We start from the raw sequence: 24,224 nt of genomic DNA, 5'->3' as shown, positions 1-24,224 counted from the left end.
ATAAAATATTGGCAGATTAAATCGTATATCTGATTTTCCTGCCAATTATTATTTTTTAAATACCAGCATCGGGGTTCTGGTATTAAAACCTTTTTCAGAAGTTTTAAGCGGTTGAAATAATTGCTCCAACCAGTTTCGGTTTTCTTTGGCAAACATGGTTATGATAGATGGTTTTATTGTCATAATATCAATCTGTAAGTGTCGTAATAGAGATACTTCCGGATCTAACTTTTTGAAATGAAAAGATACTTTGTCAGACTTAAATTTATGCTCTATTTTATTGAGTTTTTTGTGGACTTCTTCTTCCTGTGTAAAATAATCATAATGGTATACAGCGATCGAAGCATCAAACGAGGATGCAAAATTTTTAATCAACGGCAGTTCAGTTTCTATTTTTTCTAAATCTGACGGGTATAAAATAGTACTTATTTTTTTTATTCTGTAATATCTTGGAACAACCAGAAGTGGGATCGGAGAGTCATGTAAGATTCTGGTCGTATGACTTCCCAATAGCTTATTTACAAGACCACCTCCTCTTGTACTCATACAGATATAATCGGCTTTAATTCTTTTGGCACAATTTAGAATGGCTTCGCTTACATCAAGTTTATTTTCCGCAATATAAGTTGTTTTACCTGGCTGTTTGTTGGTTTGTCTGTAGAGCGTATGTACAAATTTTATAAGAGCTTGCTCCTGTTTTTTGTTATCTGGCTCCGGAAGACCTACAAAAGTAACAGCTGAAAAAGGATCAATAATAAATGACGTATTTACATATAGAAATGTAAGTTCATAACCTATTTGAGATGCCAGCTGAATAGCAAAACGTACAGCTACTTTGGAGCTATGAGATAAGTCGGTTGTAACAAGTATTTTTTTCATGCTTTCTAGATTTTTGATCGGGTACGAAGCCCTAATTGTTTTAATTAATGACGAATTCGGTTTATTATTATTTTGAAGCAAACTTCATTTCATTAACATAAAGATTCATTTTTTTCCAGTGCTTGTGATCGATTGTCGCGGTATCAATATCAGTAGTCCAGTCAAATCCGGGAAATAATTTTAACCTGTTTACAACGCGTTTTTTATATCCGAATGAAAAGCGATCCCCCCGCATTTGAAACTCTATATTCTTATTATCATTCGTCACGTTCTTGTATAAAATTGTTTGTGTTTTCCAGTCACCACCCCAAGTAAGGAAGGATTTAATAAAACATAAAACTCCAACAATAATGAATGCCAGTAACTGTGATCTTGATCTTTTTAATTTTCCAAATAACTGGCTTGCTATAAGTACAAAAGTTAAAGCTGCAATAAAAAGGATGATAAAATGAAGTATTGAATTATTGATATATAATGTAGTATAACGATTCACTAGCGTAAGTGTAGCAGCTATGAGAAACAGAGTATACAGTATTGTAGTTTTCATATTTTCATATTGTTAATAGGATAAAAAAATTAAAATTTATCTAAGTCATTTACTTCAGATTCTTCTTCATACAGATTTGAAGGTGTGTTTAAATCTTTTTCATATTGTTTGCGATCTTTATTGTTTTGTATAAAGATGTAAATCATCACAATTAAAATGACGATGCTCATAAATGTTAATATGATCCAGCTTGGTTCCATGATATTGCTATTTAAGAGTTAGTTTTTTTTTGGTTTTGTCTTATGTTACTAATCAGAATTACAGCAGTGATTGCTGTAATTGTCATTAAGGTTATTATTGTTTTCATAATTTTTAATTTTAAAAATAATTTTTTTAGGAAAAACTATCAAAATGAACCTCTTTATGCATTTTAAAAAACTGGGATAAAAGGGAGAACTTCATCTCCCTTTTAAAGTTATTCTGATATGGCATACTTATGTTCCACAACAAGCTGATTATTGACGGACCAGATTCCCGGGGTTTTCCAAACTATTTTTTCTGCAAGATCTTTTTGAAAAAGTGAAGAAACAGCTCCTGTCAATGTCACGGTTGTACCATCGACTTTAATGAATATGTTCTCAGAGTGCAGTGTCCAATTGCTTTCTAAGGCTTTTACAATATTTTTTTTCTCAATTTCATCCTGTATTTCAGATTTTATTTTGATACGGTTGGTTACGCCTTTCACACCTGTAAGATGGCCGACGGATTTATTGGCGGCTTCTTTTTGATAATTCCAGGTTACCTGACCCTCAAGCGTAACCCAGCCTTTTTCAACTTTAATCTGAATCTTTTCCTGAGGTACATTCCAGTTATCTGTTAGAGCCTTTAAGACATCGTTGGCAATATCTTCATCAGACTTGGTATTGCTGGAATATTTGATTTCAATTTCTTCAACAACTGCTTTGACGCCATCAACATTTTTGGCGGCATTTTCAGCTTCAATTTTTTTGTAATAGGCGTCTACAGTTCCCATTAGGGTTACTACACCATCTTTTGCAGTTACACCAATTTCTGCGGCATGCAGCTGTGGTTCCCATTTAATGGCGTCTTGAACATCTCTTTGCAATTCTTCATTAGTTTTCATATCGTTTTTATTTAGATAGTTGCTTAATTTGAGTTTATAGTGTTTTATTTGTTAGAGGTGAAAAGCTTCGTTCTCTAATAGAGCGCGGTTCTCTTTTTCTTCTATTGAATTTTCTTTAGGAATATGAGTATTAAGTGTGGTTCTCATAATTTCAATGTTGGCATTTGTTTCCTGAGCAAGCAGCACATATTTACGGGCTTTTACTTCGGTTTTATATTTTATGGTTTTGTCTTTTGAAAATCCCATACCTATTAATGGCAACGTAGCTCCTAGAAGTACGGCGACACAGGCATATATAATGGGTATTCTAAAGTAGGGAAGATTGGCAGTGAGGTTGAAAATAAATAGTAATCCAAACAATAACCCGCATAGCCCTATGGCAAATAGTCCGGTAGTACTCCATTTTTCCATTTTATCGTAAATGTTAAAGTATCCAAGAACATTTTGCTCCGTATAGCAATCTTTACCAATTATTGAAAGTTTTGTAATGTCGTATCCACTTTTTTTTAATTTTTTGATTGCATCCTCTGCCTGCTGCAGTGATTTATAATTTGCTACGAATAATTGTTGATTTTCCATGGCTATCTTTTTTTGGGTTAGTATAAGATTTTATTAGGTTTTTAGAAATTAGAAGCTTGTGCAACTCTTAAATCTAAAATTTACCGTTAATTCCTTTTGCTATGTAAAATTGCATTAAAGCACAAAGAATAAAAATGATCTGAATCATTTGTAATAATGACTTTTAGCACTTCTGTTTTTAGTTTTTAATTTAGTGCCAGATAAAAGATATGTTGGATATCATTTATTACTAATGAAGAACTAACTAATTTAGTTATTATGAAAACTTCACAGGAATATCAGGTAGATTTGGAATGTCAGCTAAATGGAACTGCAAAAGTAAGTGCCGTTATCTTTAATAATGATATAGAAGTATCATCTTATTCCTGTTTAAAAAATCTCGATGAAAATGCGTGGTCAGCAGAACATCTATTTCTCGCCGCCGTAGAAAGTTCTTATATGACTGCATTTTTTAATACAGCCAGACATAAAGGATTAAAATTTAAAAGATTCAAAAGTAGCGCCCGTGCGTCTATACTACTATCAGATGAATTTTCAGAGATAACTGATATTGTACTAAGGCCTATGGCCGTTATTGAGGAAAGTAAAATGATCAACAAAACATTGAAGATTTTCTCAATTTGTAAAAGAACATTGTTTGGTTTTAAAGGCCTTAAAAGTACGACTGCACATCTTTCCATCGGTTAGTCTGGAATAAAAAAGCTATACTTTTCAATACTTGAAGCCGCTCTTTAAAGCAAAACTTATTTTGTATCTTTAAGATAGTATACGGCGATGCTAATTTATGTACAAGCTATGAATAATAAGGAACAAGAATTACAGGGACTAAATATTGAAGAAGTACTTGACTTTAGAGCAAAATATGGAATCAATAAGTATAATTACAAAAAAGAGAACAGGTTCGTAGCTTTTCTAAAAAGCATTTTTGCAGAACCCATGATTCTTTTATTACTCGTTGCGGCCGCAATTTACTTTGTCAATAAGCAATATAGCGACGCAGTATTTCTTACCGCTTCAATTTTGTTAATTGCAGCAATATCGCTTTATCAGGAAAAGAGAAGCCAAAATGCTTTGGCAAAATTACAGGAATTCATAGAACCTTTGTGCAAAGTTATTCGTGAGGGTAAACAGCAAAATATTAAAACACAAGATATTGTTGTTGGTGATCTGGTAATGGTGGAAGAAGGAGGATTGGTTCCTGCTGATGGTGTTATCCTGCGTTCAAATGATTTTTCGGTAAACGAATCGATACTTACCGGTGAATCGATGAGTGTTTTTAAAGATAAAGATAAAGAAGATAATAAAGTGTTTTCGGGAACTACCATTGTCAGTGGACTGGCTATTATTAAAGTAACAGAAATTGGCAACGAAACAAGGTTAGGTAAAATAGGAAGCAGCCTGGAAGCTATTGCTGAAGAAAAGACGCCTTTAGAACTTCAAATCGGGAATTTTATAAAAAAAATGGTTTTTGTCGGAGTCGTAGTTTTTATTCTGGTTTGGGCTATCAATTATGCCAGATTGGGTAATGTTTTGGGAAGTCTTTTGGTAGCGCTTACTTTGGCCATGAGTATATTACCAGAAGAGATTCCGGTTGCGTTTACAACATTTATGGCATTGGGAGCGCGCCGGTTAATGAAAATGGGCATCGTAGTCAAACAAATGAAAACAGTTGAAACACTGGGCAGTGCCACCATTATCTGTACAGATAAAACGGGAACTATAACGCAGAATAAAATGGAATTGGCAAGCCTTTATCTCCCATCAGGGCTTGAGGCAGACATTACTACTTTTGAAGAAATAAAAGAAACTGAGGACCTTATAACAACGGCGATGTGGGCTAGTGAACCCATACCTTTTGATCCGATGGAAATTGCTCTGCATAACACGTATAAAAAGTTTACAGCTAAAGATTTGACTGCCAACTTTAAAATGATTCATGAATATCCGTTATCAGGTAGGCCGCCCATGATGACTCATATTTTTGAAGATGATGGAGGAAATCGAATTATTGCTGCAAAAGGAGCACCTGAAGCAATTTTTGAAGTTTGCCATCTTACAAACGAAACCAGAGAAATTGTCCTATTGGCTATGGATAAACTAACCGGAAAAGGATACAGGGTTCTTGGAGTTGCTCAAGGCTCTTTGGAAGGAAATAATTATCCTGAAAAACAGCAGGAAATTCCATTTATATTTAAAGGCTTAGTTGCTTTTTATGATCCGCCTAAGGATAATATTTCAGAGGTATTACAGTCTTTTTATAAAGCAGGAATTGGGGTGAAGATTATTACAGGAGATAATGCCCGTACAACAAACGCAATTGCTCAGCAGATCGGTTTTAAGGGATTTGATAAAGCCATTACAGGCGATGAGCTAATGAAGTTGAGTGATTCAGAATTACAAAGTAAAGTAACGGATATCAATTTGTTTAGCCGAATGTTTCCCGAAGCCAAACTAAGAATTGTAAGCGCTCTCAAAGCAAATGGACAAATTGTAGCCATGACCGGTGACGGTGTAAATGACGGACCTTCACTTAAAGCAGCTCACATAGGTATTGCCATGGGAAAAAAAGGAACAGCTATAGCGAAAGATGCTGCTTCGTTGATTCTGGTGGAAGATGATCTTTCTAAAATGGTAGATGCAGTAGCAATGGGAAGAAGAATTTATACGAATCTGAAAAAGGCAATTCAATATATTATATCAATACATATACCTATAATTCTGATCGTTTTTATTCCACTTGCTTTAGGATGGATTTATCCCAATATTTTCAGTCCGCTCCATGTAATTCTGCTAGAACTAATTATGGGACCAACCTGTTCAATACTCTATGAGAATGAACCTACTGAAGCCGATACCATGCAAAGAGGACCAAGAGCATTAACGTCTACTTTTTTTAAGGTAAAAGAATTGATAACAAGTATTTTGCAGGGAGTTGTTATTACCATAGGAGTATTAGGAATATATCAGTGGTCAGTGTATAATCAATGGAATGAAGACAGCACGCGAAGTTTGGTTTTTTTGACTTTGATTTCGGCTAATGTTCTACTCACACTGGTAAACCGATCTTTTTATTATTCATTATGGGTAACAGTTCACTATAAAAATTTTATGGTTTCGCTTTTAATAGGCATTACGGTGCTTTTGGTTATACTATTATTTGCAGTACCTTTTTTACGTTCTTTATTTAATTTTGAAATGCCTACAGTTTTTCAGCTTATTGTATGTGTATTGGCAGGATCAGTATCCGTATTATGGTTTGAGGTTCCAAAATATTTTAGAAGGAAATGAAAAATCTTCTAGATTTCTATTTCGCTTCCTATGATCGGAACACTACACTTAAAACCATATCTATCCTGAATTTTAATTCGAAGTTCATCTGCCGGAAGATTTTCTCCATGTACTAAGTAAATGCATTTGGGAACATTTTTAAGAGCTGAAAGCCAGTTTACAAGATCTTCCTGATCTCCGTGAGCAGAGAGTCCTTCAATCTGAACTATTTTAGCTTCAACGTTGTAGTAGTTTCCATATATTTTAATTTCATCGGCACCTTCAAGAAGTCTTCTTCCACGAGTGCCCTCTGCCTGATAGCCTACCATTACAACAGTAGTTTTCTCCAGGCCTATATAATGCTCGAAATAGGATAATACTCGACCTCCTGTGGCCATTCCGCTAGCAGCAATGATTACCTTCGGCTGAGGATCTTCAATGATTCGCATAGTCTGTTCGTATTCAGAAACTATTTTAAACATTTTGCACATTTCATGACAGTCATTAGCAGAGAGTTTGTGCCATTGCATATTCTGTAAAAAAATATCCAGGACACTGGCACCCATCGGTGTATCCAGAATATAAGGAACATTTGGAATTCTGCCCTCTGTTTTAAGTTGCCATATCAAATACATTATGGATTGTGCTCTTTCAACGGCAAATCCTGGAATAATAACAGTTCCTTTTTGTTCTATAGTGGTGTTGATATAGTTTTCAAGCTCTTTTTTTGCATCCAGATCAGGATGAAGGCGGTTACCATAAGTACTTTCTAAAAAGAGATAATCTGCCAGTATGGGTTTTGTTGGCGGAAACATCAATACATCATCGTCACGTCCTATATCACCTGAGAAAACCAAAGTTTTGCCTTCGAGATGCAGCGTAATAGTACAGGCACCAATGATATGTCCTGCACCAGTATAAGCAGCAGTAATATCTGGAGCAATATCTGTTGCAATGTCGGGCTGCACGATTTTAAAATGGGGAAAAACAGCTTCAGCCTGCTCTAAAGTATAAAGAGGTTCTGCTTTTTCATGTTTGGAATAATGCTCTTTGTTGGCCTTATTGGCTTCTTCTTCCTGAATTTTAGCACTGTCTAAAAGAACAAGTTTTGCCACATCTTTAGTAGGAGAGGTGCAATATATTTTGCCCGTGAATCCTTGTGCAACCAGCCTTGGAAGCCATCCGCAATGATCCAGGTGACCGTGTGTAAGTAACACATAATCTATTGTAGAAGGCAAAACTGGCAACGGTTCCCAGTTAAGTTCTCTGAGCGCTTTTAGGCCTTGAAAAAGTCCACAATCAATCAATATTCTAATACCATTACTTTCTATGAGTGTCTTTGAGCCTGTTACGGTTCCGGCGCCTCCAATAAATTTTATTTTCATCTTAAATAAGTTTACAAATTTGTGAAGCTTCTTTTAATACATTTCTGATCCGATTTTCACTAATTCCTATTTTATGAAGACTTTTCGAATCATTAATTAGATCTTTTACAAGTATTTGATCGAGAATAAGCAATTTTTCTTTTTCGACCATTGACAGCGTTGTGAGACATGTAATCGGGTAAAGTCCTCCTTTATCTATTTTATTTTTAATGCTGTTATTTTTAGGATAATCCCAGCTTAAAAGAGTTATTCCACTGCAAATGGCAAAAGTTTCAGCATCTTTAGTAAATCGGTTGTTTGTTACTATTATACAGGAATCTATGTTTTCGCTTCCGCTAAAAATAGTATGCTGTTTAGCTTTGAGATCATTAAATCGGGACAGAATATACATTGGTACTTTTACATCTGAAGCTCCTTCTCTGCTGCTATGAAATTTACATTCAACCATCGACAGCTTGTTTTCTTTTTTCAGTGCCACATCTACTTCATGCGATACACATTTTCCCTGCAGGGTTAGATTTGTTCTTGTTTTGTAACCTTCGGCGGCATAAAGTCTGGATATAAATTTTTCAAAGAAAAAACCTGCCGGACCAAGCATTTGCAATGCGTAGCGCAGGTTATATCGCGCGGCATGTCCGTTTGACGCTTTTTTTAAGATCGCAAATGCCATCTTATATATTTGCTTGGTAGTTATGCCTTCATACATTTGATTTTGTATCTGTACAAGGCATTCCCCGATAAGATCAGCATCAGCTCCAGATTTTTGAAGAGAAAGTTTTAATTTTTCGATGTCGAACGGGACAACATGACCTGAGTGTTTAATTACTTTCATTATTCAACTTTTTTACTAGAAATTTTAGACTAGTTCGAAAAAACAGATCAGATAGATTTTGTTTTATGAAATAGTGCAACCAAAATTACAGTAGATTATGTTGCGGCCAGATGATGAAAATCATTTGCGAAAATGATCTTCATCATAAATTGAGTTTTTAGTTTTTTATTCTGCTTAGTTTTTCTAAATTAAGGATATGTATCGTACTGGAAGTCTTTTCGATTAACCCTTCTTCTTTAAAATCGCTTAAAGTACGGCTTACAGTTTCAGGTGAAGTTCCGGAAAAAGCTGCCAGATCATCTCTAGAAAATTTAATACTGGTTCCATTAGAGCTGTGTTGCTTTAGCAGGTGTACAATACCTTGGGCAATTCTTTTTCGCACTGACATATAAGCAATCTGGAGTAATCGTTCTTCTTTTTCCCGCATATCATTTGCGAGAATTTTAATGAATTTGGCACCTACATCAGGATACAGAAAAAGAAGTTTATCAAGCTGTTCTGTTGGCAAAAAACTTAAAACCGTTTCTTCGAGTGCGATAGTCGTATCGTTATACGTATCATTCGAAAACAATATACTAATATCCAGATAATCATTTTCTTTATAAACACCTGTAATAAGTTCACGTCCTTCCTGAGTAAGTTTTACCGTCTTAACTTTTCCGCTTATGATATAATAGATTCCTAGTACATGATCGCCTTCGTAATGAATATATTGATTTTTTTTATAATGTCGGGTGCTGCGATCAAGCATGATTTCTTTTAGTTTTACGAGTCCGTCTTCTTTAGAAATAACTGCGTTGAGGTTTTCAGCACTCTGTCCATAAAAAAGTTGTTGCAGTTCTTTTTTCTTCAATCTGGCTTCTATTGCCTTAAGGAGCTCAATATCATCAAATGGCTTGGTAAGATAATCATCAACTCCCAGTTCCATTCCTTTACGAATATCGGCTCTTTCCGCTTTGGCAGTCAAAAATATAATAGGTGTTGCTTGTGTTTCAGGATGTTTATGAAGAATATGTAAAACGCCATATCCGTCAAGTTCAGGCATCATAATATCACATAGTATAAGATCAGGTAACATTTTTAACGCCGTTTCAACTCCTGTTTTTCCATTAGCTGACGCAAAGACCTCATATCCAGAAAGTTCAAGTATTTCAACAATATTTTCTCTAATATTGTCATTGTCTTCAATAATAAGTATTTTAGTCATAACGAGGCAGTTCAATGGTAAATAAAGTTCCTTTATCAACGGTGCTTTTAAATGAAATAGTACCGTTCATCAATGATACATAGCGTGAAACAATGTGGAGTCCCAAACCGGTTCCAGGGATAGTTCCTGTATTATGGGCCCTGAAAAAAGCTTCAAACAAATGTTTATGATCTTCCTCGGGAATACCAATGCCGTTATCTTTTACATTGATGATTACTATTGTATCAGTTATAGAAGTTGATAGTTCGATTTCGGTTTCTTCTCCAGAATATTTTATGGCATTGGATACGAGATTAATAATACAATTTTTGAGTAGGTTTTTGTCTAGTTTTACCAATGTAATTTCAGTATTTGGCAGGTTAATTATCTTTTGTTTCTTTTTTGTAAGGAGTTTTAGTTCTCCTATAATTTCTTTGAGAAAATCCTGCAGATTAAAAGTTGATATTTCCAAAGTGATTTTATTCGATTCTGCTTTTTCAAGAAGTAAAAAATCATTCAAAATTGCAGTAAGATTTGCAATGGCGCTTTTGATTTTTCGAATATGGGTTTCAATTTTTGGATTATCTATATTTTCTACATAACGCTGCAGTAGGGCAGTGGAGAGTTGAATGGTGCTCAACGGTGTTCTAAATTCGTGAGATGCCATAGATAATAGTCGGCTTTTAATTTTGTTGAGTTCTTTTTCTTTTTCGAGGGTGTTACTCACTTCTTCTTGTGTGGCGGTTAGGGCTTCAATGGTTTCGTTTAACGTCTGCGTACGGTCTTTTACTAGTTCTTCTAAATGCTGAGTGTATTGCATTAAACGGTTTTCTGCTTCTTTTTGGTGACTCATATCATGAATGAAACCTGCAAAAATTCTTTCTCCCTCAAATTTAACTTCACTTACTCCAAGCCTAAAAGGAAATATGTTTCCGTCTTTTTTCCTCCCAAGCACATCCCTGTCATGTCCAATAATATGCGGAATTCCAGAAGATTTATAGTTTTGTATATAAGAATCGTGTTTTTCTCTATCTGGAGAAGGCATTAAAAGTGAAATGTTTTTGCCAATAACTTCATCAGGATTATACAGAAAAAGACGGCATGCAGAAGGATTAATAGATTCAACAATTCCTCTTTCGTTAATTGTGATTATGCCATCGATTGCATTTTCAATAATTGCATTTAAAAGTGCCTGGTTTTTCATTTTGCAATCGATTTTTTTTAAACAAATTTCGGTAAATGTTTTTGATAATCAATGTTTTGTCTTGTTGATTTTATCTACTGGTTTCATTCTTTAATTTATGATTCAAAAAGTTCTCTTAATGTATAGAAGCACCTCTTTTGAACTTTAGAGAAAGTGTTGATGTATTGATATTTTTAATACCATTTATTAGAGCATCAGCATTAAAAGAAATACTATCGATTCCTGCCATAACTAAAAATTTTGTAAAATCTGCTGAATCACTTGGCGCCTGTCCGCAAAGGCCAATTTTCTTACCCATTTTCACAGCGGTATTTATCATTTGGAGTATGAATTGTTTTGAAGCTGGATTTTGTTCATCAAAAAGATCTGCAATTAATTCAGAATCTCTGTCGATGCCTAAAGTAAGCTGTGTTAGATCATTGGAACCGATAGAAAAACCATCAAAAATTTCAGCAAACTCTTGAGCCAGTAATATGTTTGATGGAAGCTCTGCCATGACATATATTTCAAGGCCATTATTACGCTGTTTTAAACCGTATTCTTCCATTAGAGCGATCACTTTTTTTCCTTCTTCGGGCGTACGACAAAATGGAATCATGAGTTTTACATTGGTAAGTCCCATTTCATCCCGAACTATTTTCATCGCTTCACATTCAAGTCGGAATCCTTCGCGATATTTTTCATGATAATAACGGCAAGCGCCACGAAAACCAAGCATTGGATTTTCTTCGTGAGGCTCAAAAAAAGAGCCTCCGAGAAGTTGAGAATATTCATTGCTTTTAAAATCACTCATTCTGACGATGACTTCTTTGGGATAAAAGGCTGCCGCTATTGTGGCTACACCTTGTGAGAGTTTTTCGATGAGGTAATTTGGCTTACTACTATAATTTTGTGTGAGTGCTGCTATCGCTAAACTTTGATCAGCATCAAGTACTTTTTCCGGATGAATGAGCGCCATGGGATGTATCTTCACGTTGTGGCTTATAATAAATTCAAGTCTGAGTAAGCCTACGCCATCATTTGGATAAAATGATAAATCAAATGCTTTCTCGGGTTCAGAAACTATCAGCTGTACTTTTGGTTTTTGAGGGAGCTTTATTTTGTTGAGTGGCACAGTTGTTTGCAGGTATTTTAATTTGCCTTTATAGACATAACCGGTTTTTCCTTCTGCACAGCTCAGGGTAATAAGATCCCCATCTTTAATAATTTCAGTGGCATTACCGGTTCCCACAATGGCTGGTGTTTCCATTTCTCTGGCTACTATAGAGGCATGACTTGTTCGTCCGCCTTTATTGGTAATGATTCCAGCCACTTTTTTTAGGATAGGATCCCAATCCGGGCTGGTAAAATTAGTAACCAGAATTTCTCCACTTTGGAGTTTTGAAGCGTCTTTTGGCGATACAAGAATTCTTGCAGTACCACAAATTATACGGTTTCCAACAGCCTCGCCCTGAACAAGTGCTACTCCTTTTTTTTCTAATTTATAAGTAGTAATTGATAGTGGTTTTACGAGGGAATGTACCGTTTCTGGTCTGGCCTGAATAATATAAAGCTCTCCATTTAAGCCATCCTTCGCCCATTCAAAATCCATTGGTTTATTATAATGTTCTTCTATAATAAGGGCCCATCTGGCGAGTTTTTCAATTTCGGAGTCGTCAAGGACAAATTTGTTGCACCATTTTCGGGGCGTAATTTTTAGAACAGTTGAATTAATACCGGAAGAATTATCATTGTAAATGAGCATCTTATTTTTTGCTCCGAGATTTTTCTGCAAAATAGCCTTTTTATTGTTTTTAATGGATCTTTTAAATACAAGAAATTCATCAGGAGTTACGATACCTTGTACGATTGTTTCACCTAGACCCCAGGTCCCTGCAATATGAATCACATCAAGGAATCCCGATTCGGGTTCCAGTGTAAATCCGATACCGGAACAAGCTAAATCAGAGCGGACCATTTGCTGAATACCAACAGAAAGAAATATTTTGTCGTGATCAAAACCTTTGTCAAATCTGTATTTAATGGCTCTGTCTGTATAGAGTGATGCAAAACAGCATTTTACGGCATAAATCAGCGGCATTGTACCTTTAATATTTAGAAATGAATCGTGTTGTCCAGCAAAGCTTGCATTGACAAGATCTTCTGCAGTGGCACTGCTTCTAACGGCAACTGCCAGATCTTTGTCTTCACATAAACAGGAGTAGGCGTCTGAAATTTCGGTTTGAAGATCTAAGGGAAATTTTGCATCAAGTAGCAGCTTTCTCGCTTTCTCACCAATTTCAGTTAAGTTGATAAAGTCTTTCTTATCCAAAAGTTGCATTAATTCGTTTAGAGCAAAACTTAAATGATTGTATTCTATAAAATCTTTGTAGGCAGTTGTTGTTATGGCAAAACCATTGGAAACTCTAATACCATGAGGACTAAGATTATTGTACATCTCTCCCAGAGAAGCATTTTTGCCACCTACTTTATTAATATCGTTAATTCCGATCTCACTAAACTTTAAAATATATTTTTCCATTTTCATTTCTTTTAAATCTCTCTTTTTATGGCTTTTAATTTATTTTAAAGATAGTTGGACACGTAAAAATTAAAAATGATTGTGATCATCTTTTGATATTTATAGTTTTTTTATAAGGTGATACAAATCATTTTTCTGCTTAAAATATTAAATGATATTTGCTGTCTTAGAGTCTAGCTAAGATGATTTAAAATAAGTTTAGAAAATAATCTCAGATTTTAAATAAAAAGTACAATGAAAGCAAATAAATCACAAAGCAAAAGCATATCGATATTTGAGAAACTCAAAAAAACAGATAAGGCTGGCAATGAGTATTGGAGTGCCAAGGATCTTGCAAAATTGCTAGGGTATTCCAGGTATAGTTCATTTATTGAAGTGCTGGATAAGGCAAAGGCTTCCTGTATTAATACAGGTCAGGAGACAGCATTACATTTTAAAGATTTTAGTGCAATAAAATCAGTTGAGAGTGATTTACAAAGGAATGGGGGTGATGCAAAATTATCACGATATGGCTGTTATCTTATAATTCAAAATGCAGATCCTGCTTTAAAACCGGTAGCGCTTGGACAAGCCTATTTTGCAACACAAGCTCGTCTGCAGGAATTGAACCAACAGCAAAAAAGTAAAAATTTTAAAATAGTAAAAGAGCGAAGATATTTTCTTCGTAAAGAACTAGCTAAGAGAAATCTTCAGCTAGCAGGAGCCGCACGAAAAGCTGGTATTGTTACTCCTGCAGATTATGCCTTTTTTCAAAACCATGGATATAGAGGACTTTATGGAGGTCTGGATGTAAAAGCCATACGCGAGATTAGAGGTCTTAATCCTGATGAAAACATTCTCGACCATATGGAAAATACAGAATTGGCAGTGAATTTATTTCGTGTTACTCAAACCACAGAAAAGCTCAAAAACGACAAAGTCAATGATATTGTTGAAGCCAATAGTATTCATTTTGCTGTTGGATTAAAAACTCGTAAAGTAATTGAAGAAACAATTTCGATTTTACCAGAAAATTTCCCTGTTGCTAGTACTATCAAATTGGCAAACAACAAAGACAAAGAATTGAAAACCAGAAAAAGCAGTAAGAATAAAACTGTTTTGTAATTGAAAATATCACAAGAGAAATTAAATAAGAAATTATATGAAAACAAAGTTTTACATACTGGCTGGTATTGCTATACTGTTATATTGCTGCCAGCAAAAAGATTGGACGAGTTCAAATGAAAATGGCTTAGAGACAGATTTAGATGAGGTCTCTGGTATTAATGATAATCTTCTGAGAAAGTGGTTTGCATTGAACAAAGAATCAGACAGTATCATTAAATCGTCACAACAGATTATTGATCAGCAGAGAGAGCAAGTAGAATTGCACCCTCAAGACGAGCGGGAATACATGAATACGTGCATAGAAGACGCTCAGAAGCAACTTAACCTATTAAAGGAAAAAGTAAAATTTACTAAACAATTTGCAGGGGATATTAAGCACTATGATCCATCTTTACAACAGACTATTGACTCATTAGAGGAAGATTATGTTCGAGAAAAATATAAACTGGAAGATGCATTAAAAGAGTTGAAATAATGTGAATTATCAAAAATATTTTAAATTAGAAATTAATAGAAGGGAACTTCCTCGTCTTAACAAATTATTATATTTCTTCAATTTCTCCGGGTTTCCAAGTCTTATCAAACCATGACTGCTGCGGACCGTAAAGACGCAGGATAATGCTCCATCCTTTATCTGGTATTGTTTGTACCCAGTTATTTTCTTTTCCTGCAGGTGATTTAGGTCCAAAGTACAAATCTACAGAACCGTCAGCATTCACCTGAGTTTCTTTTTTCTGACTGCTGATACTCGGAAACTGCTGATCGGTCTGAAGCATAGATCGAGTCTGATTGTCATACAAAACTACTGACCAAAACTGTTTTGCCGGAATATTAGGAGGTAAATGCAGGTGATAAGTCTTACCGCCGTCAAAGGGTTTCTTTTGGGCATCGACAAATGCGGCAGCATATGCTGAACCGGCACCCACTTTTTGGATAGCCATAGCAGGGGTGATTCCTGTGGCATAGAAAAACATATAAGAGCGAGCATCGAGCATACGGACCCCTTCATGTTCAAAAAGATAACTGCCTCCTATAAAACAGGTACCCCAGGCACTGTTTGGGAAAAAGAAAGAATCTGTCAGGCGCGAACGGTAAGCATTGGCTCTTGCCGTGGCATTACCTACCGAAGCCGCTTCAGTGAGTATTTTTTTCATTCTTTCATCAGGGTTAAAAGGTTTTCCTTTTTCAATACCGATCGAAGCCAGCAGTCCCAAGGTTTCGGAATCCATGGCGTCGTTTGACTCTTCCTGAACTACTTCGTTAATTTCTTTGAAGAAATTATAATCCATAGAGTGGATGGTGCTGAAAGATTTTCCCGATACATTGACAAAATTCGTTTTGGACGGATTGACAGCTTTTGAAAGTGGATATATGCGCAAGTTTTTCTTAATGTTCTCTGCAGTTGATTTTGTATCACCATTGACTACAAATCCTCTGGTTCCAAATAAAAGATTATAGGTCTTGGGTTTAAATACAAAATAACCTGTTGGAATTTTACCTTTGTAACCTGGCGGTACAAAAATAAATTTCCCGCCTTTTCCCTTATCTGGTCCCGCAAGTCCAAGATCTGTTACATAATGAAACCAAAAATCATCCACTAGTCCAAGGGTATTGGGAGGAGATTCTACCACAACAGGTCCGTCTTTTAAGTTTAGCCAGCCAAGGGCGTACATGCTCTCTGTATTTGCTGTTAAAAAAAGCGATCTTGAATCCATTAAGTTTTCAAAAATAATAACGGTACCATTATCAGGTCCAAATTCACGAATACCTTTACGTTGTGCTACCTGCGAGGCTCCGGGCATGGTATTCATAAAAGCGATAAGAGCCCTGCTAAAATCGAGGTTATCATAGACTTTTTCAACGGTTTTATCATCAGGAAAACCATCTTTAAAGTTCAATGTTCCAATACGAGATTCTATCTTGTTAGGAATCACTAGTGATGCAGGTACATCTGTTTTGTATTTCTGGGCAAACAAAGGAGAAATTGTCAGAAAAAAAAATAAGGATTTGATTAAGGTTCGTTTGATTATCATGACATAAAAACTTAAATTAATACCATACAATTGTAGTTACTGTATATCTTCAAATTTGATAAGGATAAAATTATAAAATTGCAAAATTTTAATATTTGAAAAACATTCTAAAGTGGTTTCAAATTATAAGATGAAACCAAAAAAGATTTCAATACTTGGAATTTACATTCTATACAATTATAAGAGTTACTAATTGTATTGTAAATTGAAATGCAAAATTATAATGATTGAAAAGTAATATATAAATTATCCCTGCTAAGTATCCGGTCAATTTGTTGAAATATTTGAACTCTAAAAGTTTCGAACCTAAGCTTCTTAGACCTTTATTTAGCTGGCTTTTCATTTTTCCAAATACCGATGTGCCACGATTCTGCCACAAAACTTTATACTTGTGAATATCGTTAAAAACCGTCTTAAATTTTGTAGCAAAAAAGGTATCAAGTCCAAATATTCAGTTATGCTTTTTTACCATTATAATTCAAATCAAGATATAAATATTTTTGAAAACCGCCTTATCCTTTTTGCAGAAAAGATATGAAGTTCAATGTAAATTATAAAGCGTATTTTCTTTCCATTTTATACGACAGATGTGACAGGACAAAGATGAGAAATAATTACTCAAATGCCTATTTAGATTCAATTTTTAGAGGATTTATATCTTTAAAATATAATGAATATTTTTATAAGAAACCATTGTTTATTTTGCTAATTTTCGCTTTAACTGATTAATTTCTTTATTTTTATTATTAATCTCATTTTTTAAGAAACTATTTTGCTCTCTTAATAATTCTGATTGTGTCTCTAAAGATTTTATCAATTTGAAAACATTTACATCCTTTTCTATATCATTTTTCCTGATTTCATCAATCTTTGCTTCTTTCTCTTCTCCAATTAATGTAGTTAAGTCAGTAGATAAAATACTAGATATTTCTTTTAAAGTTTTGATATCAATTTTATACTTATTGTTTTCAATTTTTGAATAGGTAGATTGGCTTATTCCTAACTTTTCATAAATAACTACAGCTTTAATGTCCTTTGTTAGTCGTAATTTTCTAATTAACTCACCTATATTCATAAAATTTTAAAGAATTTTAATTTAGATCTAATTTTTGTAAATGTATTAAAAATCTTAATCTTCTTTTATTTCAAGGAAAAGTATTTTATAATTTTCGTAAAATGCTCGTAAGAAATATAATATATACTAAAAGGAGTATTTTATATTCTTATTTGTAATATTTTATTTAGTTTAGGAATTTTATATTTAACTAATGAATAGATAGACGCGCTTTTAGTTTTTACTTTACGCTCATTATTAATCTAAATTTTTAAAATTATGAAAAAACTAGAATTAAAAAATCTGACAGTAAAAAAACTAAGTAAAAGTGAATTAGAAAAAACAAGGGGGGGAGATCAAGGGAAATCTCAAACTTCTGGAGTATGTAATCAAGCTTCAACTTGGCCAGTAAAGTGTACTTCAAAGGCTTGGAACTGTACAACCAATTAAACAAGTAACACAATTATAAAGAGTGATTTTCATAATTTATGAAGATTACTCTTTATAATTACTATAAATCATTGCTTTTGGATTAATAAAAAGTTTTTATAATATGGATGAAGTGATACTTAAAATAGAGAGTAATATATGGCAATTAGTACCTGATGAAAATAAAATTGGTATTATGGATGGGTTGTCAGGTATAGCTCTATTTTATTATAATCTTTATGAAGTTTTTAAAAATGAAGATTATAAAAATAAATTATTAATAATTATTGATAAAATTAATACGTTAATACATGAAGAGCATACGTCAGCGACTCTTTGTAGCGGAATTGCAGGATATGGATTAATGCTTTTAAGAATAAAAAATAATTTTATTGATGTTAATGAAGAGTATTTTACAAATATTGATTTATTTCTGCAATGTGAACTTGATGAGTTAGCATCTGAAAATAAATATGATTATTTACATGGCGCAATGGGTATTGCTAAATATTTTTTAGAGCGTTACAAAACAAAAAAGAACGATTTAGTAATTGAAATTCTATATAAATTTTCGCATGAGTTTATTGAAAAAATTAATGCAAAGTTTGAAGATGTTGTAAGAGAACCTGTGTTTACTGATCAGCACTGTTATTATTTAGGTTTAGCTCATGGGGCTGCTGGATATATAAATTTTTTAATTGATTTAAAAAGAAATTTTAAGGAATTGAAACTAGATATCAAAAAACCATTGTATATAATTTCAGATTTCTTAATGAATTATAAAAGGGTACATAGCAGTTCAAAACAATTTTATCCTAATTTGATTATTTTAGAAACGGATCTTCAAATAGAGCCTATCGTAAGTTGGTGTCAAGGAGATTTAGGGATATCTAACGCATTATTTAACTTAGGTCTCTATTTTAACGACAATTCGATAAGGTATGAAGCTGTTGAATTAGTTAACAATGTAACTCGTATATTATCTGATGATTCAGGAGTAAAAGATTATACGTTTTGTCATGGTTCTATAGGCATAATTCTTCAGTATGATTTGGCTTCATCTAATATGAGTATAAATTTTAGTGATTCGATTAATGAGTGGAGTGGAATTTTAGATCAACAAACTAAAAAATTTAATGAATTTTTAACGTATTATGATGGATCATATATGAAAGAGGTTAACCTTTTAAATGGTTTAGCAGGTTTGGGTATGGGAGTGCTGACTTTAAAGAAACAGAGTTCATTCCAATGGCTGGACATATTTAATTTGCATTAATAGTTTATTAACCATAAATAAAACAAATAGAGTAATCCAATACAGCATATGATTTTTTTTGATAATATAGTAAAACGAGTTGCAAATTTTTCGATTCAATCATACGAAGAGAATAGAAAGGACAAAATCAATTTTTTTAAAACTAATGAGTTATTTAGACTCTCCATTTTAATCTCATCCAGAACATTATATGAAGATGTTACTAAAAGCAAGGATGATAAAATTAAAAAATCGCTGTCTAAATATTTTATCAGGGCACATTTTAATCCTACGCCATTTGGTGTTTTCAATAGTGTTGGAACTGTTAAGTGGGGAAATTCAACCGTAATAAAAAATGAAAAGGTACTTGCATTAAATGTGAAGTATGACAGCTTGTTTTTGTCAAATCATTTAAATTCGATTTCTGGAAATGAGTGGTTAGAAAAATTGTATTGCATTAATCCCTCAATACATTTTTTAAACAAGTCAAAAATAAGTTTTTTCAAATCAGATATACATAATGGTGATAAGGTGGAGCAGCAGCATGTTGAAATTGATTATGATAGTGATTTAGAGTGGTTAGTAAATAGATTTAAAAAACTTACAGTTCTTCAAGATGTTTTAAATGAGATAATTTTAGAGGGTTTTGAAATAGATGAGGTGAAATCTTACTTGAAAAATGTAGTAGACTGCGGATTGATTATTGAATATTTTCTTTTTTATCCTTATGCGGAAAAATTATCAAAAGAAAATATATACTTACATTCTAAATTGGTGAGAAAAGATTTTTTTATACTAGAAGGATCAAATGAAATTAAAAAATTTTCTCAGCAATACTTAGGTGAACAAGACAGCTTTTTTAAATTTGAAAATAATGAGGGTAGGTACTCGCACGCAGTCAATACATACGATAAAGAAGGGGGGACTTTAGATTTTGATTTTAAAGAAAAAATAGGACGCTATATTGATTTTACTATTCAATATAACTCCCATACTTCTTATAGAAATGACACTTTAAAAAAATTTATTGGCAAAATAGGTGAGCGTTATAATGACGGATTTATACCAATAAGTAAAATTTTTAATCCATATTCAGGATTAACATATACATCACTGGTAGAATCTTATGATTTAGAATTAGATAAAGAAGTCCTGCAAAAGATTTTAGCAGAGTCAGAAGATGATATTTATTTGAATTTGCCCATAAATTCGAATAAAGAAAAAAAGACAAATAAGCTGCCTGCTTCATTCAGTGTTATGGCTGAAGGATTAATTTGTAAAAAAACAAATGCAAAAATATTATATATAAAATCATTAGGTTCTAGTTCAGCTTTGAATTTAATTGCACGGTTTAGTGATATTACAGATAGTATTTGCCAAGAAATTGTTGATTTCGAGAAAGAAATGAATTGTGAAAAAATTTTAGCGGACATTAACTGTATTGGTACCTTTAGAAGTATAAACGTAACTGCTAAAAAACAATTCTATGACTTCTCTATTCCAATCAATACATCATTTGATGACGAAAACGCCATATTGCTTTCCGATATATTTGTCCATTTAAATGGAGGAGAAATAAGACTTGTATCTCAAAAGCATAAAAAGGAAATTTTGCCTAAAATAACTTCTGCATTAAATCCTATTCTTTCTGATTCAGAGATATATAGATTTTTATGTGATTTTGAATACTACAATCAGGAAATATATGGGGTTATTTTTAATTTTAATTCATATAGTTATTTCAAGCCTTATGTTCCTAGAATTTACATGGAAGAGAATGTGCTACTTTCTCCCGCACAAATATTGCTGGTAGATAAAGATTATACATTTGCCGAGTTTATAAAGTATGTATTAGGAAAGATCAAACAACATAATTTCTCAATATTGATTAATATTGTGGAAAGACAAGGGATTCTTGTACTTGATACAGAAGATGAAGATGATCTAAAGGTTCTCTATGAAAAGATCAAAGCAATTAAGCTCGTCTATATATCCGAGTCATTATATGAATTTTTTAATCCTATTGTTAATGATAAAGGCAATTCCAATTACTCGCATGAACTGGCAGTGGGTGTAAAAAATACTAGCTACTTCAGACAAATAGTTCCTTATGGAGATATTGAGGAAATTGCAAATAATAATTTAAATATTCCTATAGTTTCTGATTGGTTATATGTAGAAGCGTTTACAAATTCATACTCAAATAAAGATATTTTAAAATATGTCCATAATGAGATTCTTGCAAATCTAAAAGTTGATCAATTCTTTTTTGTAAATTATTACAATCCCGATAAATGCCTTAGGTTACGATTTAAGACTAATTCCCAAAAAAATAAAGAAGATATAATCGGTAAAATACATGAGTTGAAAAATATAAATCTTATCAGTAATTATCATATATCGCTTTACGACCAGGAAATACATAGGTATGGAGGCATCAGGTTAATGGAAGCAGCAGAAGATATATTTAATCTAGATAGTTTAAATGTTTTAATGACTATAATTAACGGAGAATTAAATGATGATTTAATTAAAATGATGGCGATATTAAAAATAAAAAGTTATCTCGAAATCTTTGATTTTTCGTTGGATGAAATGATTGACTATTGCGAAGATTCAATTAATATGTTTCAAAATGAATTTGATCTGACTTCAGATTTAAGAAAGTCATTTAATAAAGAATTCCTAACCATTAAATTTCTTATTAATGAATTTCACTTCTTCAATTACCTAAATAATGAAAAGATAAAAAAGAGTATTGAAAGAGAGCTAGACGATAAATCTGCAAAGAAAAATTATGTGTCAATTTTGATTCATATGAGTATGAATAGACATTTTGAAGATAATCAAAGGTTTAATGAATTTAGGACCTATTATTTGACAAAGTCTTTTTTAAATCAAATAAAATTTACAAAAAAAGGATGATGAGAAAGTTAAAATTACTTTTATTTATCCTGTTTCTGCAGATAGGATATTCTCAAAACAATGTAAGTGAAATTAAAAAGTTAGTGGTGACAGCTAAAGTTTGGGGCTTTTTAAAGTATTACCATCCAAATGTGGCCGATGGAAGCAAACAATGGGATAATGAGCTTGTAGAAATTTTACCTCAGATAGATAAGGCGAAAACCGCACCTGAATTCTCAAAAATTATTGAAAACTGGATAGATTCATTAGGAATGGTTAAGGAAATGAATATTGTTCCTTCGAAGGATGTTATTTATTATGATCGTAATTTTGATTTATCTTGGATAGTTCAAAATGAACTATTCTCTAAAGATCTTTCTCAAAAGCTTAAATTCATAGAAGTTAATAGATATCAAGGGGTGCCATATTATGTTGGAAACACTGAAGCGGGAAATATATTTTTAATGAATGAAAACTCTATTGATTTTCAGTGGAATAATAAGAATCTGCGTTTATTAGCTCTTTTTCGATATTGGAATATTATTGAATATTTCTACCCCTATAAATATTTGATGGATAACAATTGGGGCAAAACTCTTGAAGACATATTGCCTAATTTTTTAAATGTTAAGAATGAAGACGATTTTAAATTAGCAATGCTAAAATTAGTTGTCCGTATAAATGATACTCATTCATCATTTTATTATACAATGTCTAAAAATATTGGGAAAATGAGAAAATTTCTTCCCATGAAATGTGTTATTCTGGATCAAAAAATGGTGGTGACAGAAATTTTAAGTGATACATTAGCCGAACATTATGATATTAAGATTGGTGATTTGATTAACAAAGTTGATGGAAAAACTATTGCTAAAATTATTAGAAACGAAAGGCCATATATAAGTGCTTCAAATGAATCAGCATATCTTCTAAATCTGGTTTCTGAAATTTCTTCTGGTTATAATGATTTTATAGATGTAGAGGTCACGCGCAACAAAATTACCAGCAGCAAAAGAATTGAATGTTTTGACTATAATATATCACATAGTAATGAATTTAAAAAATCGAAAAAGGAAAAATACTATGTGCTAGAAGATAATATAGGTTATGTAAATATGGGCAAACTCAAAATATCTGAAGTTTCTCTAATGATCGATAAGTTACGTGACACACAAGCCATAATTTTAGATTCCAGGAACTATCCTAAGGGGGCTAATTTTGAAATTTCTAAATTTCTAAATTCAAGCCCAAAACCTTTTGCTAAATACACAATCCCTGATCTCAGTTATCCAGGTAAATTTTATTGGATGAAAGAATTAGATATTTGCGGTACAGAAAATAAAAACAATTACAAAGGTAAAGTAATTATATTAGTAGATGAGAATTCATTAAGTCAGTCTGAATGGGCAACAATGTGTTTTCAAACAGCAGATGATGCTAAAGTAATTGGCAGTCAAACAGCGGGAGCAGATGGCAACACCAGTCATATCGATTTTATTAAAGATTACGATGCGCCTTTTTCAGGAATAGGTGTTTACTACCCCGACGGTAAAGAAACTCAAAGAATTGGAATCGTTCCTGATATAGTTGTAAAACGTACTGTTTTAGGTATACAACAAGGAAAAGATGAAGTGCTGGATCGAGCAATTCTCTACATTAAAGATAATAAGTAAAATTTTGAATATGCAAACGAGAATTGGAAATACGATAAGAGTGCAAAAATGAACCCTTAATTATGGTAAAAATGGACTTTAAAGTAGCGGATAGATAATGCAACTTTAAACACAATGAGTATCATTAAAATTAAGATTTTGATTTTATGGCAGTTCGCTAAAACTTATAATCAAGAGATTCGCAAAATCTGAAAATGTATATAATTTTTTAAGTTCTCTAAAAAAGACAACATCCAATACAGCGGTTGAAGAGAAAAAGAGTTGTATGTGCAACGGTCCTTCAAG

At 32.9% G+C, this 24,224-nt stretch carries 20 protein-coding genes; 8 read left to right on the top strand and 12 right to left on the bottom strand.

Going from position 1 to position 24,224, the window contains the following annotated elements; translation table 11 throughout:
* Positions 1-48 precede the first annotated feature (48 nt).
* The 5 genes from B3C18_RS02250 to B3C18_RS02230 form a co-directional block, all read right to left on the bottom strand.
* Positions 49-879 carry a universal stress protein gene (locus B3C18_RS02250; RefSeq protein WP_291141706.1) on the bottom strand — a complete coding sequence of 277 codons (831 nt, stop codon included), beginning with the start codon at positions 877-879 and terminating at the stop codon, positions 49-51.
* A gap of 67 nt (positions 880-946) precedes the next feature.
* On the bottom strand, positions 947-1,426 hold the full coding sequence (locus tag B3C18_RS02245; protein ID WP_291141703.1) for a hypothetical protein: 480 nt from the start codon (positions 1,424-1,426) through the stop codon (positions 947-949).
* A gap of 29 nt (positions 1,427-1,455) precedes the next feature.
* Positions 1,456-1,626: a hypothetical protein gene (locus B3C18_RS02240; RefSeq protein ID WP_157849131.1), complete on the bottom strand. Its 171-nt coding sequence runs from the start codon at positions 1,624-1,626 to the stop codon at positions 1,456-1,458.
* A gap of 215 nt (positions 1,627-1,841) precedes the next feature.
* Positions 1,842-2,510, bottom strand: a complete 669-nt coding sequence (locus B3C18_RS02235; RefSeq protein ID WP_291141696.1) for a BON domain-containing protein — start codon at positions 2,508-2,510, stop codon at positions 1,842-1,844.
* A 51-nt stretch (positions 2,511-2,561) separates the two neighbouring features.
* A complete protein-coding gene (locus tag B3C18_RS02230) occupies positions 2,562-3,089 on the bottom strand; it encodes a hypothetical protein (protein ID WP_291141687.1) in 528 nt (175 codons plus the stop codon).
* A gap of 258 nt (positions 3,090-3,347) precedes the next feature.
* Between B3C18_RS02230 and B3C18_RS02225 the strand changes: the two genes are divergently transcribed.
* Both B3C18_RS02225 and B3C18_RS02220 read left to right on the top strand, forming a co-directional pair.
* A complete protein-coding gene (locus B3C18_RS02225) occupies positions 3,348-3,776 on the top strand; it encodes a hypothetical protein (protein ID WP_291141684.1) in 429 nt (142 codons plus the stop codon).
* 108 nt (positions 3,777-3,884) lie between these two features.
* Positions 3,885-6,377, top strand: a complete 2,493-nt coding sequence (locus B3C18_RS02220; RefSeq protein WP_291141681.1) for a cation-translocating P-type ATPase — start codon at positions 3,885-3,887, stop codon at positions 6,375-6,377.
* Between the two features lie 8 nt (positions 6,378-6,385).
* Here B3C18_RS02220 and B3C18_RS02215 read toward each other — a convergent pair whose 3' ends face one another.
* The 5 genes from B3C18_RS02215 to ppsA all read right to left on the bottom strand — a co-directional run bounded on the left by B3C18_RS02215 (position 6,386) and on the right by ppsA (position 13,484).
* The gene (locus B3C18_RS02215; protein ID WP_291141679.1) at positions 6,386-7,741 is read right to left on the bottom strand and encodes an MBL fold metallo-hydrolase; all 1,356 of its coding nucleotides are present in this window, start codon (positions 7,739-7,741) and stop codon (positions 6,386-6,388) included.
* A gap of 1 nt (position 7,742) precedes the next feature.
* On the bottom strand, positions 7,743-8,573 hold the full coding sequence (locus tag B3C18_RS02210) for a restriction endonuclease (protein ID WP_291141675.1): 831 nt from the start codon (positions 8,571-8,573) through the stop codon (positions 7,743-7,745).
* A 157-nt stretch (positions 8,574-8,730) separates the two neighbouring features.
* The gene (locus B3C18_RS02205) at positions 8,731-9,780 is read right to left on the bottom strand and encodes a response regulator (protein WP_291141670.1); all 1,050 of its coding nucleotides are present in this window, start codon (positions 9,778-9,780) and stop codon (positions 8,731-8,733) included.
* The gene (locus B3C18_RS02200; protein WP_291141667.1) at positions 9,773-10,963 is read right to left on the bottom strand and encodes a PAS domain-containing sensor histidine kinase; all 1,191 of its coding nucleotides are present in this window, start codon (positions 10,961-10,963) and stop codon (positions 9,773-9,775) included. The genes B3C18_RS02205 and B3C18_RS02200 overlap by 8 nt, the downstream gene beginning before the upstream one ends.
* 115 nt (positions 10,964-11,078) lie before the next feature.
* Positions 11,079-13,484, bottom strand: a complete 2,406-nt coding sequence (gene ppsA, locus B3C18_RS02195; protein WP_291141663.1) for a phosphoenolpyruvate synthase — start codon at positions 13,482-13,484, stop codon at positions 11,079-11,081.
* 234 nt (positions 13,485-13,718) lie between these two features.
* Here ppsA and dinD point away from each other — a divergent pair, with 234 nt between their 5' ends.
* A complete protein-coding gene (dinD, locus tag B3C18_RS02190; RefSeq protein ID WP_291141660.1) occupies positions 13,719-14,588 on the top strand; it encodes a DNA damage-inducible protein D in 870 nt (289 codons plus the stop codon).
* A gap of 37 nt (positions 14,589-14,625) precedes the next feature.
* Positions 14,626-15,066: a hypothetical protein gene (locus tag B3C18_RS02185; RefSeq protein ID WP_286969005.1), complete on the top strand. Its 441-nt coding sequence runs from the start codon at positions 14,626-14,628 to the stop codon at positions 15,064-15,066.
* 67 nt (positions 15,067-15,133) lie between these two features.
* Here B3C18_RS02185 and B3C18_RS02180 read toward each other — a convergent pair whose 3' ends face one another.
* Entirely contained in the window at positions 15,134-16,624 is a 1,491-nt protein-coding gene (locus tag B3C18_RS02180) for a DUF1254 domain-containing protein (RefSeq protein WP_291141647.1), read from the bottom strand.
* Positions 16,625-17,321: 697 nt separating this feature from the next.
* Positions 17,322-17,699, bottom strand: a complete 378-nt coding sequence (locus B3C18_RS02175; RefSeq protein WP_291141644.1) for a helix-turn-helix domain-containing protein — start codon at positions 17,697-17,699, stop codon at positions 17,322-17,324.
* Positions 17,700-17,957: 258 nt separating this feature from the next.
* On the opposite strand from B3C18_RS02175, the gene B3C18_RS02170 reads away from it, so the two are divergent.
* From B3C18_RS02170 to B3C18_RS02155, 4 genes are all read left to right on the top strand, one after another.
* A complete protein-coding gene (locus B3C18_RS02170; protein WP_291141641.1) occupies positions 17,958-18,128 on the top strand; it encodes a hypothetical protein in 171 nt (56 codons plus the stop codon).
* Positions 18,129-18,231: 103 nt separating this feature from the next.
* Positions 18,232-19,383, top strand: coding sequence for a lanthionine synthetase LanC family protein (locus B3C18_RS02165; RefSeq protein ID WP_291141638.1), 1,152 nt, complete (start codon positions 18,232-18,234; stop codon positions 19,381-19,383).
* A 48-nt stretch (positions 19,384-19,431) separates the two neighbouring features.
* Positions 19,432-22,287, top strand: a complete 2,856-nt coding sequence (locus B3C18_RS02160) for a lantibiotic dehydratase (RefSeq protein WP_291141635.1) — start codon at positions 19,432-19,434, stop codon at positions 22,285-22,287.
* Positions 22,284-23,939 carry a S41 family peptidase gene (locus B3C18_RS02155; protein ID WP_291141632.1) on the top strand — a complete coding sequence of 552 codons (1,656 nt, stop codon included), beginning with the start codon at positions 22,284-22,286 and terminating at the stop codon, positions 23,937-23,939. Before B3C18_RS02160 ends, B3C18_RS02155 begins: the two co-directional genes overlap by 4 nt.
* Positions 23,940-24,224: the final 285 nt, after the last annotated feature.

This window comes from Flavobacterium sp. UBA7680 (assembly GCF_002482975.1).
In the GTDB taxonomy this organism is placed as follows: domain Bacteria; phylum Bacteroidota; class Bacteroidia; order Flavobacteriales; family Flavobacteriaceae; genus Flavobacterium.
Note: the sequence above shows the minus strand (reverse complement) of the source record. Positions and strands in the feature narration are given on the sequence as shown.